Origin of the sequence: Streptomyces sp. NPDC005863 (genome assembly GCF_042871345.1) — a bacterium.
Taxonomy (GTDB): domain Bacteria; phylum Actinomycetota; class Actinomycetes; order Streptomycetales; family Streptomycetaceae; genus Streptomyces.
In genome coordinates this window covers 359,806-373,290 of record NZ_JBIAII010000007.1, presented here as the reverse complement: position 1 = coordinate 373,290, position 13,485 = coordinate 359,806, and the positions used below count along the sequence as shown (strand labels likewise).

Below are 13,485 nucleotides of genomic sequence, written 5' to 3'. Positions count from 1 at the left end.
GGCTGGGCAGCGGGCTCCGCGGCGGACTGTTCGAGGTGCCGCCCCACCAGCCCGGTCAGGCCTCCGCGGCCTCCCCCGTAAGCCCGGTCAGGCCTCAGCAGCCGCCTTCGCCGCGATGTCCGTGCGGTGCTGCGAGCCGTCGAGGCGGATGCGGGACAGCGCCGCGTACGCGCGTTCGCGGGCCTCGGTGAGTCCGGCGCCGGTCGCCGTCACGGACAGCACCCGGCCGCCCGCGCTGACGACGGAGTCGCCGTCCCGCTTCGTCCCGGCGTGCAGGACGTACGCATCCGGGGCATCCTGCGCCGCGACCTCGTCGAGCCCCTCGATGGGGTCGCCCGTGCGCGGCGTGCCCGGATAGTTGTGCGAGGCGACGACCACGGTCACCGCGGCGTCGTCGCTCCAGCGCAGCGGGGGCAGGTCGGCGAGGTTGCCGGTGGCCGCGGCCATCAGGAGCCCGGCGAGCGGGGTCCGCAGGCGGGCGAGGACGACCTGGGTCTCCGGGTCGCCGAAGCGGGCGTTGAACTCGATGACCCGTACGCCGCGACTCGTGATCGCGAGCCCCGCGTACAGCAGCCCCGCGAAGGGCGTGCCCCGGCGCCGCAACTCGTCCACGGTGGGCTGCAGCACGCTCTGCATGACCTCGTCGACCAGCTTCGGGTCGGCCCACGGGAGCGGCGAGTAGGCACCCATGCCGCCGGTGTTCGGGCCCGCGTCGCCGTCGAGCGCGCGCTTGAAGTCCTGGGCGGGCTGCAGCGGGACGACGCTCTCGCCGTCGGTGACCGCGAAGAGGGAGACCTCGGGGCCGTCCAGGAACTCCTCGATGACGACGCGGTCGCAGGCGAGGGCGTGCGCGCGGGCCGCGTCGACGTCGTCGGTGACGACGACGCCCTTGCCGGCGGCGAGCCCGTCGTCCTTGACGACGTACGGCGCACCGAAGGCGTCGAGGGCCTCGTCGATCTCGGCCGGGGTCGTGCAGACGTACGACCGCGCGGTCGGCACGCTCGCGCCGGCCATCACGTCCTTGGCGAAGGCCTTGGAGCCTTCGAGGCGCGCGGCCTCCTTGGACGGCCCGAAGGCGGGGATCCCGGCCTCCCGCACGGCGTCGGCGACGCCCGCGACGAGGGGGGCCTCCGGGCCCACCACGACGAGGCCGGCGCCCAGCTCCCGGGCGAGGGCGGTCACGGCGGCGCCGTCGAGGGCGTCGACCGGGTGCAGCTCGGCCACTTCTGCGATGCCGGCGTTGCCGGGGGCGCAGTGCAGCTCGGAGACGTCGGGGTCGAGGGACAGAGAGCGGCACAGGGCGTGTTCGCGGGCACCACTGCCGATGACGAGGACCTTCACGGTGGTCAGCCTAGCCCGACCGGGCGGAGCGTTTTTGTGCGGGCTGCCAGGGTTGGCGTCCGAGCCTGTTGTACGTTCCTCCAGCTCGCGGCGGCCCTTGCGGGGCCCGGGCGCCCTTTCGCCCGCAGCCGCGTCGCTCCTGAAGCCCCCGAAACCGCCGCTCCGCGGCGGATCACTCCCACCCGCCCACCCGTTCGCCCCGCGACGCCCGGCCGCCCGGCCGGGGAGGGGCAGTCCCTGGAGCGCTACCCGTGGCTCGCCCGGGGCGGCCCTACTCGTTCGGGTACTCGTCGACCACCGTCGCGCCCAGCTCCCGGACGATGAGGTCGTGGCCGGAGAGGGCCGACTCCACCAGGTCGGGGTCGTCGTCCTCGGGGATGTCGTCCTCGGGGGACACGTGCTCCGGGGCGGGGGCCGAGGGGGCGGCCGCCCGGGGGGCCGGGGCGGGGCCCGGGTCCGGGGCGGACGGCGGGGACTGCGGGGCGGGCGCCGCCGGGGCCGGCGACGCGTGCTGCGGGGGCGCGGCGGGGCGCGACGCGGCCGGAGCACCACTCCCGTACCCGCCGCCTCCGGAGGCGCCACCGAATCCGCCACCGGAGCCGCCACCGAAGTTCCCGGCGGCCGGCGGGGGCGCGGAGCCGCCGGACGGGTCGACGATCGCCTCGACCTTCCACTGCACACCAAACTGCTCGGACAGCGCGGCCCGCAGCACGTCCTCGCTGCCGCTGCTCGCGAAGTTGTCCCGCGCGCCCGCGTTGACGAAGCCGATCTGCAGGGTCGTCCCGTCGAACCCGGCCACCTGGGCGTTCTGGCTGAGGAGGATCCAGGTGAAGCGGCGACGGTTCTTGACCGCCTCCAGGATGTTGGGCCACAGGCTGCGCGGGTCGGGCCCGCCGACGGGCGCCTGGGCGGCCATCGGGGCGGACGCCTGCGGGGCCGGGGCCTGAGCCGGGGGGGCCGGGGTGGGGGTCGGCTGCGGGGCGGCCGTGGGCCAGCCGCCCGGCCGGGGGGCCGCCTCCGGGGCGGGAGACGACGTGGGTGCGGCGGTGGCGGAGGGTGTGGCGGTGGCGGAGGGTGCGGACGCGGGGCCGCTGCCGGGCGCGGAGGCCGTGGGCCACCCACCGGGCCGGCGCTCACTGGAGGGGGCGGGAGACGCGGGTGGCGTGGGTGGCGCGGAGGGGGCAGCGGCGGGCGGAGCCTGCGCCACCTGAGGAGCCTGCGTAGGACCCTGAGCAGCTTCGGCGGCCTCAGGCACCCCCGGAGCCACCTGCCCCTGCCCCTGCCCACCGGCACCACTGTCGGCACCCTGCTGCGCTCCGGGGGCAGCCCCCCGTACCGCTGCCCGCGCGGCGGCCGGCCCGCCACCGGGCGGAACGGGCGGCGCGGACGGAACGGGCGGGTGGCCCGGCGCGGGCGCGGGCGCCGGGCCACCCGAGGGCATGCCGACACCGGGCTGCTGGACGCCCGCGTGGGCCTCGGGCCCGGGCACGTACCCCATGGCGGGGCCGGCGCCCTGGCCGCCCGGGACGAAGTTCCCGCCGCGCTCCAGGCGGTCGAGGCGGGCCATGACGGAACGCGCGTCGTCGTAGGCGGCGGGGAGCAGCACGCGCGCGCAGATCAGCTCCAGCTGGAGCCGCGGCGAGGTGGCGCCGCGCATCTCCGTGAGGCCTTCGTTGACGATGTCGGCGGCGCGGCTCAGCTCGGCGCCGCCGAAAACGGAGGCCTGCGCCTGCATCCGCTCGACGACGTCGGCGGGGGCGTCGATGAGCCCCTTCTCGGCGGCGTCCGGCACGGCGGCGAGGATCACGAGGTCCCGCAGCCGCTCCAGGAGGTCGGCGACGAAGCGGCGCGGGTCGTTGCCGCCCTCGATGACGCGGTCGACGACCTCGAAGGCGGCGGCGCCGTCCCCGGAGGCGAAGGCCTCGATGACGGAGTCGAGGAGCGAGCCGTCCGTGTACCCGAGCAGGGACGTGGCCATGGCATACGTCACACCGTCGTCGGCGGCGCCGGCGAGGAGCTGGTCCATGACGGACATGGAGTCACGCACGGACCCGGCGCCGGCCCGCACGACGAGCGGGAAGACGCCGTCCTCGACGGTCATCTCCTCCTGCCCGCAGACCTGGGCGAGGTAGTCCCGCAGGGTGCCGGGCGGCACAAGGCGGAAGGGGTAGTGGTGCGTACGCGAACGGATCGTGCCGATGACCTTCTCGGGCTCGGTCGTCGCGAAGATGAACTTGAGGTGCTCCGGGGGCTCCTCGACCACCTTCAGGAGGGCGTTGAAGCCCGCCGAGGTGACCATGTGGGCCTCGTCGATGATGTAGATCTTGTACCGGCTGGACGCGGGGCCGAAGAAGGCCTTCTCGCGCAGATCACGGGCGTCGTCCACGCCTCCGTGCGAAGCGGCGTCGATCTCGATGACGTCGATCGAACCCGGGCCGTTGCGCGCCAGGTCGCGGCAGGACTGGCACTCACCGCAGGGCGTGGGAGTGGGACCTTGCTCACAGTTCAGGCAGCGGGCCAGGATGCGCGCGCTCGTCGTCTTGCCGCAGCCGCGCGGGCCACTGAACAGGTAGGCGTGATTGACCCGGTTGTTCCGCAGCGCCTGCTGCAGCGGGTCTGTCACATGCTCCTGCCCGATGACCTCGGCGAACGACTCCGGGCGATAACGGCGGTACAACGCGAGAGACGACACGTGTACGAGGTTATAGGCGACCACCGACAACCCGGACCGCCCCAACGCAAAGGGCCCCCCACGCACCCGCCAGAGCCGACCTACCCTTGCTGCCTTCCGGCCCTGGGGGAGTTCAGTCAGATAGCGCCACGTGAGGGGCTGACCCCCACAGTAGCGGATCCCCGCCCCCGGAAGCGACGCCCCCTCCCACCCGCTCCCGTCCCCGAGGACGACCACGGACGATCACGACGGCGGCCTCCGGATCGTGTTCGCGAGCACCCCTCAACGTCTTGTATTGTTTGCGGCGGAGGATTCGCCTAGTGGCCTAGGGCGCACGCTTGGAAAGCGTGTTGGGGGCAACCCCTCACGAGTTCGAATCTCGTATCCTCCGCACCCGCCCGAAAGGGCAGACGAAGGTCCCGACCGGTTCACCGGTCGGGACCTTCGTCGTTCTCGGGGGCAGGCGTGCACCGATACGTCTCGGCCAAGGCTCGCCCCGCTTTTTCTGTCATCAAGCGCTCACAGATAGCGTTGCTTCGCTCGGGTTAACCCTCACCTCACCGGAGACCACTGTGAACCGCTCGACCCGGCTCGCGACGGCCATCCTCACGGCGTCCGCGGCTCTGCTGCTGAGTGCCTGTGGCGGCTCGGACGACAGCCACGACAGCAACAAGATCGCCGGGGCAGATACCGGCAAGGCGAAGTCGGCGTCACCGTCGCCCTCTGGAACGGCGGACGGCATCGACCGACCGGAGATCGAGCTGCCGAAGGACATGAAGAACGTCTTCGACGGCCGGCAGACCGGGGACGCGGTGAAGGACGCGATCCTGGCGGACAACGAGCGGCGCATCAGCGCGGTGGACGAGGCTCTGGCGACCGGGGACCTGAAGGGCTCCGCAGTTGCCTTCTATACGACGGACCAGGCGCTGGTCGGGCTCTACAAGTACACCAAGCGCAACATCGACGAGAACGTCAGCTGGACCGGCACCGCACGCTACTTCAACCGGCACGTGACGGTCTTCGGCAAGACCTCGGCCGCGGTGACGTACTGCGTCGACGAGAGCAGGACGAAGCTGAAGAACCGCAAGACGAACAAGGTCATCAAGAGCGACACACCGCCGGACAGCCCCGACAACTACGTCTTCTACAACACCGCCGTGAAGAAGAACAAAGACGGGATCTGGCAGACCCGGAGCCTCAACGAGGACCGGGGGTCGCAGAAGTGTCAGCCGTGACGCGGGGCAGCGCCATCGCGGCGCTCACCGTCACAGCGTGCCTGCTCGGCATGCCTGCGGCTCTTGCGGCAGGCCGGGGCGGTGCCGGCTCCCAGGAGACGGAGACGTCGGGTGACTCGTCTGGGCAGGCGCTGCTGTCCAAGGTCGCGTTCAAGGTGCAAGGCGCCCCTTCCAAGGTCCGGCGTTCCGGCTCCCTGACTCCCACGGCTGTGGGTTGGAAGGCGCCGGCGTGCTGGTATGAGCCCTACTGGAAGGCCGAGGACTTCAAGACCTTCACAGAGGCGAAGTGGTCGATGCACAAGTCCGCGGGCGGTGACCCCAAGGACCTCGCGGACGCCAAGGCGCGCTACAAGGGCGGACACCCGTACAAGAACTTCAACGCCGGCAAGAACGGCAAGGGCATGTGGTGGGTCGCCGTCGAGAACCCCGACATGAGGGACGACCCAGCCGCCGGTGCCTGCACTCGTCCCCCGTTCTGGGTGGACAAGGGCAAGGCCCCGAAGGTTCCGCGGGCCATTGATCCCAAGACCCTGGCGGCGCTGGCGTACCAGCAGACCAAGGTGCCCGACACCAAGGTCGAGCTGAAGCCCGCGGCCAAGTCGACGGTGAACCTGCCCACATGGGTGTGGCTGGACAAGGGCACGTTCAAGGAGGTCAAGGTGAGGGCCGAGCTGCCCGGGACGGGCCTGTTCGCCGAGACCACCGCGAAGCCGGTGAGCCTCCACCTGGAACCGGGCACTGAGGACGCGGAGACCTACCCGGCATCCGGTGAGTGCACCTTCAACAAGGACGGCTCCATCGGCACCCCGTACACCAAGGGCAGCTTGAAGCAGTCCCCGCCGTGCGGCATCACCTATCTGCGCGCCTCGGGCGGACGGCCCAACCAGCTCACGGCATCGGTGACCTGGCAGATCTCCTGGCACGGCACGGGCGATGCCCACGGCCCCCTGCCGGACGGCACGTTCGAGACCACGCAGGACATGGACGTCCAGGAGGTCCAGTCCATCAACCGCTGACCGCGGCTGCCGATCGGCTGGCACACCACACACAGAGTCGTCTGTCGGCCCACCGTCCGCGGTGGGGCCCTTCGGTGTTCTCCGACTCGGATCAATTCCACGCCTCCGACCGGACTGTCACCCAGTGCTGTCGTCTCATCGACCGAGTGTTGCGAAACGCTGTTTTCCGGGCGGCGTCCGGAGGCACCATGGCTCCATGAACAGTGGCGCCAGAGCCTCGTCGTCGCCTCCGCCCGCGGCTCTGCCGAAGCGGCGCAACGCGGTGCTCGGACTCTTCGACGGCCCCGTGTACCGGGACTGGGCGTTCTGGATGACCCTCGGCTGGGGGGCTCTCGCAGTCGCGTCGATTCCGTCCAGCGATGAACCGAGTTCCCTGCCGACATGGCTGGACACTCTCCTCGCCACCATCGTGTTCATCGCACTGTTCGGCATCGTCCCGACCTGGCTCCGGCTGGTGTTCCGCCGATGGTGGTGGCGTCGGCGGCAACAGCAGACGCCCGCCCCGGCGCAACGGACGATGCCCGCGAGCGCTCGGCCGGCAACCGGTCACCCGCCTCGCTCCGGTGGGCAGTCGCCGCCCTCAGGGCACACCCGCTCGGATCCGGTCGCCCCTGCGGCACCACCCCGACCGTCGCCGGTCGTGCCGCCCGTGCAGGCCGACGGCGTGCATCCGGAAGCCACTCGTCAGCCCGTCAGCAACCACGGAGCGCTGTCGGCCGCCCGGGAGTCGTTGCCGCACCCCCTGGCCCGCTCCGTGCGGGCGCTCCAACGGGCCCCCGGACCGAAGGACCAGTACGAGGCGATGCTCGAGGCCGCCGAGATCCTCGCCATCACCCTCACGGTCACCGGAGCGGCCCTGCTGCGAGGGCAGATCGACGGCCGCCTCGCGGGCGACGGTGACCAGCGAGATCGCGCCCGGCAGGGGCTCGCGGCGCTGCGGAACGGGTTACTCAGACGCGCCACGTTCGGGACGTGGACGAATTGGCTCGACCAGCACCTCGGGCCCGTCTCCACCGCCCAGCCCGACCTGGTGCCCGGCCTCCGTACCGCCCTCCAGGGCGATGGCCGCACTCCGGGGATCCTCGCCGATCTCCGGGCCCTGCAGAACGAACGCAACCGCACCTCGCACGGCGACAAGCCCCGCAGCCCACAGGAATCGGCCCTGCGCACGGCTGAGTTCGGGCCGCAGCTCGAACGAGCCCTGGGGGCCGCGGACTTCCTCGTCGGCACCCCGTGGCTGCTCACCGTTTCGTGCGGTTATCGGCCGCGCTCCCGCCGCTTCGACGTGGTGATGCAGCGCGTGACCGGCGACCACCCCGACTTCGAGTGCCAGTCCTTCACGTGGGCCGAGCCTGTCGCCGACGACACCTTCTACTTGTTGACCTCGGAGGGCGCGCTCACCCTGGCGCCCCTGGTGGCCGGCCTCCTCTGCGATCGATGCGGGCAGGTGGAGCTCTGCTACGCCTCATCGGTCGATCGCCACACCGGGACCGCGATCTTCAAGAGCTTCGCCCGGGGTCATGAGATCTCAGACCCCGAGCTGGGCGACGAGCTCCGCATGCTGCCCGATTGACGGCCGGCCGAAGGGTCGTCGCAGGTGCCGTCCCGCTGCCTTCAGTCGGTGGTGAGGTGCCAGTCCTGGGCGTTCAGCAGGAGGTATCCGGGCCCGGTCACGGTGAGGGTCTCGTGCGTGTGATGCCGCGCGGACAGATCCTTGCCGGCAGCGGAGGCAGGGCCGAAGAACGTCAGGGTTCCCGGGTACCGGCCCTTGTTCCACGTGATGCTCAGGCGCTTCTTCATGCCGTCGGCCACGCGCAGTACCCATGGCCCTTCTCCGGACATCTCACCGGCGACGAGCTCGACTTCCTCCTCGGCCAACCGCCTCACTTTCCAGCCGCCGGCACCCGTGAAAGTGGCCTTGCCGCCATGGCGGAAGAGCCGGAGAGAGTTGTAATCCGACGGCAGCACGAACCGTTGCCGGCTCCTGTTCCACAGAGTGGACCCATACCCCGCTTCCTGTGTCGTCTCCGTGCGCTGCACGACGTATGCGTCGAGCTGCGCCCCGAACACCCCGCGGATCTCCAACGGTATGGGCGCGGTATCGCCGGCCTTCCGTATGAGGATTTCGCGGCTGCGCCAAGATGACCACTGCTGTTTCGGATCGTCGTTCACGAGGTCCCCTCCCCTGATCCACACTGTCCGGCCGATCATCACCTGACCGACGCCGTCGTGGGGGCCCCCTGCCGGATTCGGCTGGGCGGGGCGTCGAGGGGTGGTGTCACGTATCCTCCGCATTTGCTCGGCCGGGCAGGCGAGCGCCCATTTCGGGCGCGGGTGTGGACAAGGGTGGGGAGTCGGTGTCGGTGTCGGTCTCTCTGGGGGCGCTCAGGGCGTTCGTGCTGCGAGTGGTCCGTCGGGGGTGGCGGGCGGTCCGGCACGAGTGGCGGGCCGTGGTCGTCCGGCCCTTGGGGCGGCTGCGGGCGCGCGGACCCGCGGGTGTCTCGCTCGCTGTTTTCGGGGCCCTCGCCGTCATCGGGCTGCACGCGTTCCAGCAGACCGGGGTCGGTGGGGGCGTGGTGGGTTTCGTCGGTGAGGTGCGGGGTGATCAGCCGCTCTGGGTGACGCTGCTGCGGACGCCCGTATCGATGTTCGTGCCCGCGGTGGATCTGCCGGTCTGGGGCGGGCTGCCCCGGCTGTTGCTCGCCTTCGCCCTCGCCGAGCTGCTCTTCGGGCGCATACGCACGCTGGCGGTGGCGTACACCGTCACGCTCGCCGGGACGCTCGGGGCGCGCCTCATGGTCGCTCTCGGGCCCGAACGGCTCGGCGGACTGCCCGCCGATGTCGCGCACGCGGTCGACACCGGTACCTCCGCCGCGATCGTCGGGCTCTTCGCCTACACCTCCGTGGCGCTGCGGGCGCCTCTTCTCTTCCTCGCTGCGGTCGTCCCGACGGTGACCGGCTCGATCAGGGACCTCGACCTGGCCGGGCGCGAGCACTTGATCGCCGTGGCCGTCGCGGTGGCTCTCGGCGGGGTCCTGCACCGGAGGAGCGGGCAGGTCGTCGTGGAGCGGCCGGCCGTTGTCGGTGGGCCCTGACAGAATCGCGGACGGCATTAGGAGGTCGGGCATGGCAGTTCTCGACGCGGGGGATCCTGTGGCTGTCGCGGTGACCGGTGCGATCCGCTCCGGTGACGTGGGCGGGCTGCGGCGGCTGCTCGTCGCGCATCCCGGTCTCGCGGTCACCGGTATCAGACGGGTCGGCGAGGCGGCCGGCACGCGCAGTCTGCTGCACATCGCCACGGACTGGCCCGGACACATCCCCGCGGGCCCCGAGGTCATCGCCGCCCTGGTCGCGGCCGGCGCCGACCCCGGCACGCCCTTCGTCGGGGCGCACTCCGAGACCCCGCTGCACTGGGCCGCGAGCAACGACGACGTCCCCGCGCTCGACGCCCTCATCGCGGCCGGCGCGGACATCGAGGCGACCGGGGGTGTCATCGCGGGCGGCACGCCGCTCGCCGACGCGCGCGGGTTCGGGCAGTGGCGCGCGGCGCGGCGGCTGCTGGAACACGGGGCCCGCACCACGTTGCAGGACGCGGCGACGCTCGGGCTGCTCGATCGGGTCACGGCCCTCGTCGAGGGTCCCGGCCCGGACGGGACATCCCCTTCGCCCGATCCGGTCGACATCTCCGGTGCCTTCTGGGGTGCGTGTCATGGCGGCCAACTGGCCACCGCGCGTTACCTGTTGGTGTGCGGCGCCGAACTCGACTGGGTCGGGTACGACGACATGACTCCGCTGGACATCGCCATCGACGCCGCCGCGGAGGACGTCGTCCGGTGGCTGCGGGGGCAAGGGGCGCGTCGCCGGGCGGAGTTGGAGCACCGGTGACCTCCTCGGGCGGAGAGGCCTGGCGGCCAGGGGGCTGGCGGTCAAGGACCTAGCGGTCAGGGGGGCTAGCACCACCCCATAGACACCGGAGCACCGTATGCCGCCGGGCCCGCGGATACGGGAGCGTGGAGCACGTCAACACGACACGTCCCCGCTCCCCACGCTCCACGACGATTCGAGGGCCCGCCATGAGCACCAGCACCCTGCCGTACGCCACTTCGACCTCGTCGGCCGCCGCGGTGCCCCCTCCGGTGGCCGGCCCCACGACCAGCCCGGCGACCGGCTCGGCGACCGGCCCGACGGTCCGCCCGCGCAGGCACAGGCCCGGGTTCTGGCGGGCGCCGTTCTCCGCCGTCACCTTCCGCGAGATCGGGTACGTGCTGACCTCGTTCCCCCTCGCCATCGCCGGGTTCGTCTTCGCCGTGACCATGTTCTGCCTCGGCGCGGGGCTGCTCGTCACCCTGTTCGGGCTGCCCGTCCTCGCCGTGGCGCTGGCCGGGGCGCGGGGGCTGGGCAGTGCGGAACGGCTCCGGGCCCGGGTGGGTCTCGGGCTCACCGTCGACGGCCCGGGGGCGTACGGCGCGAGGGCGTACGGCGCGGGGGCCGGCGCCGACGGGCCGCGGGCGAAGGGGTTCTGGGCCAGGACCAGGGCCCGTCTCGCGGACGCCGCGGGGTGGAAGGCGCTGCTGTTCCAGGTGGTCATGTTCCCCTGGCGCGTCCTCAGCTTCGTCCTGACGGTGACGTTCTTCGTCACCGGCTGGGTGGTCGCGCTCTTCCCCACGTACTCCTGGGTCTTCCACCGTTACGTGGGCTGGCCCGGCTACCGCGTGTACGACTTCACGTCGGGCGGCCGGCACCACGAGTACTACATCACCTCGCCGGCCCAGATCGCGGCGGTCGCCGGCATCGGTGCCGTGCTCGTCCTCCTCACCCCGAAGCTGGTCCGCGCCCTGACGAGCGTCGACCGCGCGGCGGTCCGTTCGCTGCTGGGCTGAGCGGCAACCGTACGCGGAACCGGGCGGTTCCCGGTGAGGTCTCAGTGCTGCTGCCGAGGATCCTCCGGCGGGGCCGCGTAACAGTGCAGGGCGACCCGCAGGCCGGGTCGCCATTGCTGTTCCGCGACGGCGAGCAACTGCCAGCCCAGGCGGGCGTAGAGGGCGGCGGCCGCGGTGTCGGAGGACACGACGTCGAGGACCGGGTGCAGCCCGCGCGCCCGCGCCTCCCGTACGACCCGCCCCATCAGCAGGGCGCCGATGCCGTGGCCCCGGGCGTCCGGCGCGACGAAGAGGCGGCTGACGACGCCGGCCGCACCGGCCTCCGGTCCCGCCCGCTCGCTCCACACGGCCGCCGCCTCGTCCCCCGCGCCGGGGCGGGCGAGGCCGACGTGTCCGACGACCCGGCCGTCGAGCTCGGCGACCCAGGCCCCGAGTCCGCCGGCGCCGACCAGCCACTCGGCAGGCCGGTCCGGCCAGATGACGGGGTATCCGTCAGCCTTGTGGACACCGGCGAGCACGCCGGCACAGGCCTCCAGATCACGCTGACCGGAACGTTCCCGCAACCGCAGGACGGGGTGCCCGTCGGCCGCGTCGGCGGCCCGGTCTCGTCTCATCGCAGCATCGAATCACAGGGGTGGGGGCAGCGCCCTCGCTTCCGCCCCAAGTCACCTTTCCCCTCCGCCCCCACCCTCAGGCCAGCGCGACCAGCTCCCGGTAGTCGGGGTTCCACAGGTCCTCCGTTCCGTCGGGGAGCAGCAGGACGCGGTCCGGGTGGAGCGCGTCGAGCGCGCCCTCGTCGTGGGTGACCATCACGATCGCCCCCGGGTACGTCCCCACGGCCGCGAGCACCTCGTCCCTGGACGCCGGATCGAGGTTGTTGGTGGGTTCGTCCAGGAGCAGGACGTTCGCGCCCGAGTGCACGAGGCCCGCCAGCGCGAGCCGCGTCTTCTCGCCGCCCGAGAGCACCGCGGCGGGCTTGTCCGCGTCGTCCCCGCCGAACAGGAACGAGCCGAGCACCCGGCGCACCTCGCCGTCGGTCAGGTGCGGGGCCGCGGCCGCGAGGTTCTCCCGTACGGTCCGGTCCGCCGCCAACGTGTCGTGCTCCTGCGCGAAGTAGCCGAGCCGCAGCCCGGGGCCCGCCACGACCCGCCCCGCGTCCGGGAGTTCACGCCCCGCCAGGAGCCGGAGCAGCGTCGTCTTGCCCGCGCCGTTGAAGCCGAGGACGACCAGGCGGCTGCCCCGGTCGACGGCCAGGTCGACCCCGGTGAGGACGCGATGGGCCCCGTACGCCTTGGTGAGGCTGATCGCGCCGAGCGGCGTGCGGCCGCACGGGGCGGGCTCGGGCAGCCGGATGCGGGCGACCTTCTCGCCGCGCCGGACCGGCTCCGCGTCCGCGAGCAGGCGTTCGGCCCGCCGGTCCATGTTCTTCGCGGCGGTGGCGGTGGCGACGCGGGAGCGCATCTTGTCGGCCTGGGCGCGCAGCGAGGCGGCCTTGCGCTCGGCGTTGGCGCGTTCCCGGGTACGTCGCCGCTCGTCGGCCGCGCGCTGGGCGAGGTAGGTGTGCCATCCGGTGTTGTGCACGTCGATGACGGCCCGCCGCGGGTCCAGGTGGAAGACGCGGTTGACGACGTCGGCGAGCAGCCCGGTGTCGTGGCTGATGAGGACGAGGCCGCCCGGGTACCCCGCCAGGTAGCCGCGCAGCCAGGCCACCGAGTCGGCGTCGAGGTGGTTCGTCGGCTCGTCGAGGAGCAGGGTGTCGTGGTGCGAGAAGAGGATCCGGGCCAGTTCGACGCGGCGCCGCTGGCCGCCCGACAGATCGCCGACCGGCTGGTGCAGGGCGCGTTCGGGCAGCCCGAGTCCGGCGGCGACGCGGGCGGCCTCGGCCTCGGCCGCGTAGCCGCCGCGGGACTGGAAACGGTCGTCGGCGCGGGCGTAGGCCGCCATGGCCCGCTCCTGCGCCGCCGGGGTCGCCGCCGTCGCCATGGCGGCCTCCGCGGTACGCAGCGCCGCCACCGCCTCGTCCAGGCCGCGGGCGGACAGGATGCGGTCGGTGACGGTGACGGCGGGGTCGGCGGCGCCCGGGTCCTGGGCGAGGTGGCCGACGGAGCCGGTACGGGTGACGGTGCCTGCGGCGGGGACGGCTTGCCCCGCGAGGATTTTCATGAGGCTGGTCTTGCCGGCGCCGTTGCGCCCGACCAGGCCCACGCGGTCGCCCGGGGCGACGTGGAAGGAGACGTCGGACAGCAGGAGGCGGGCGCCGACGCGCACGTCGGCGCCTCGTACGGTGATCATGAGGTAACGCTCCGCAATAGCGAATGGACACACGGGTGACGTGGAGGCGT

Annotated in this window: 11 protein-coding genes, 1 tRNA gene and 1 other RNA gene; 7 read left to right on the top strand and 6 right to left on the bottom strand. The window is 72.6% G+C overall.

Annotation, left to right across the window (positions count from 1 at the left end):
- Positions 1–87: 87 nt before the first annotated feature.
- The 3 genes from purD to ffs all read right to left on the bottom strand — a co-directional run bounded on the left by purD (position 88) and on the right by ffs (position 4,175).
- Entirely contained in the window at positions 88–1,341 is a 1,254-nt protein-coding gene (purD, locus tag ACFYO9_RS25485) for a phosphoribosylamine--glycine ligase (RefSeq protein ID WP_355814627.1), read from the bottom strand.
- Between the two features lie 271 nt (positions 1,342–1,612).
- Positions 1,613–4,033 (bottom strand): DNA polymerase III subunit gamma and tau, encoded by a 2,421-nt coding sequence (locus ACFYO9_RS25480; RefSeq protein WP_358778565.1) that lies wholly within the window; start codon positions 4,031–4,033, stop codon positions 1,613–1,615.
- A 47-nt stretch (positions 4,034–4,080) separates the two neighbouring features.
- Positions 4,081–4,175, bottom strand: an RNA gene (ffs, locus tag ACFYO9_RS25475) — signal recognition particle sRNA small type.
- Positions 4,176–4,318: 143 nt separating this feature from the next.
- On the opposite strand from ffs, the gene ACFYO9_RS25470 reads away from it, so the two are divergent.
- From ACFYO9_RS25470 to ACFYO9_RS25455, 4 genes are all read left to right on the top strand, one after another.
- A tRNA-Ser gene (locus ACFYO9_RS25470) sits at positions 4,319–4,403 on the top strand.
- Positions 4,404–4,584: 181 nt separating this feature from the next.
- Positions 4,585–5,247 (top strand): hypothetical protein, encoded by a 663-nt coding sequence (locus ACFYO9_RS25465; protein ID WP_355814622.1) that lies wholly within the window; start codon positions 4,585–4,587, stop codon positions 5,245–5,247.
- Positions 5,244–6,263, top strand: coding sequence for a hypothetical protein (locus ACFYO9_RS25460; protein WP_388666583.1), 1,020 nt, complete (start codon positions 5,244–5,246; stop codon positions 6,261–6,263). Before ACFYO9_RS25465 ends, ACFYO9_RS25460 begins: the two co-directional genes overlap by 4 nt.
- A gap of 640 nt (positions 6,264–6,903) precedes the next feature.
- Positions 6,904–7,836, top strand: coding sequence for a hypothetical protein (locus tag ACFYO9_RS25455; RefSeq protein WP_358778563.1), 933 nt, complete (start codon positions 6,904–6,906; stop codon positions 7,834–7,836).
- A gap of 41 nt (positions 7,837–7,877) precedes the next feature.
- Here the strand turns inward: ACFYO9_RS25455 and ACFYO9_RS25450 are convergent, their stop codons facing one another.
- Positions 7,878–8,435 carry a hypothetical protein gene (locus ACFYO9_RS25450; protein ID WP_358778562.1) on the bottom strand — a complete coding sequence of 186 codons (558 nt, stop codon included), beginning with the start codon at positions 8,433–8,435 and terminating at the stop codon, positions 7,878–7,880.
- Positions 8,436–8,626: 191 nt separating this feature from the next.
- Between ACFYO9_RS25450 and ACFYO9_RS25445 the strand changes: the two genes are divergently transcribed.
- The 3 genes from ACFYO9_RS25445 to ACFYO9_RS25435 all read left to right on the top strand — a co-directional run bounded on the left by ACFYO9_RS25445 (position 8,627) and on the right by ACFYO9_RS25435 (position 11,143).
- Positions 8,627–9,358 carry a hypothetical protein gene (locus ACFYO9_RS25445; RefSeq protein WP_358778561.1) on the top strand — a complete coding sequence of 244 codons (732 nt, stop codon included), beginning with the start codon at positions 8,627–8,629 and terminating at the stop codon, positions 9,356–9,358.
- Between the two features lie 31 nt (positions 9,359–9,389).
- Positions 9,390–10,148 (top strand): ankyrin repeat domain-containing protein, encoded by a 759-nt coding sequence (locus ACFYO9_RS25440; RefSeq protein ID WP_358778560.1) that lies wholly within the window; start codon positions 9,390–9,392, stop codon positions 10,146–10,148.
- A 188-nt stretch (positions 10,149–10,336) separates the two neighbouring features.
- Positions 10,337–11,143 carry a sensor domain-containing protein gene (locus ACFYO9_RS25435; RefSeq protein ID WP_358778559.1) on the top strand — a complete coding sequence of 269 codons (807 nt, stop codon included), beginning with the start codon at positions 10,337–10,339 and terminating at the stop codon, positions 11,141–11,143.
- A 41-nt stretch (positions 11,144–11,184) separates the two neighbouring features.
- Here ACFYO9_RS25435 and ACFYO9_RS25430 read toward each other — a convergent pair whose 3' ends face one another.
- Together ACFYO9_RS25430 and ACFYO9_RS25425 are read right to left on the bottom strand one after the other, a co-directional pair.
- Positions 11,185–11,757, bottom strand: coding sequence for a GNAT family N-acetyltransferase (locus tag ACFYO9_RS25430; RefSeq protein ID WP_358710099.1), 573 nt, complete (start codon positions 11,755–11,757; stop codon positions 11,185–11,187).
- Between the two features lie 76 nt (positions 11,758–11,833).
- Positions 11,834–13,435, bottom strand: a complete 1,602-nt coding sequence (locus ACFYO9_RS25425) for an ABC-F family ATP-binding cassette domain-containing protein (RefSeq protein WP_358778558.1) — start codon at positions 13,433–13,435, stop codon at positions 11,834–11,836.
- Positions 13,436–13,485: the final 50 nt, after the last annotated feature.

Excerpts from the sequence above, each read along its gene's own strand:
- ACFYO9_RS25440 (WP_358778560.1), top strand. The coding sequence starts at position 9,390 with ATGGCAGTTCTCGACGCGGGGGATCCTGTGGCTGTCGCGGTGACCGGT.
- ACFYO9_RS25435 (WP_358778559.1), top strand. The coding sequence starts at position 10,337 with ATGAGCACCAGCACCCTGCCGTACGCCACTTCGACCTCGTCGGCCGCC.
- ACFYO9_RS25430 (WP_358710099.1), bottom strand. The coding sequence starts at position 11,757 with ATGAGACGAGACCGGGCCGCCGACGCGGCCGACGGGCACCCCGTCCTG.
- ACFYO9_RS25425 (WP_358778558.1), bottom strand. The coding sequence starts at position 13,435 with ATGATCACCGTACGAGGCGCCGACGTGCGCGTCGGCGCCCGCCTCCTG.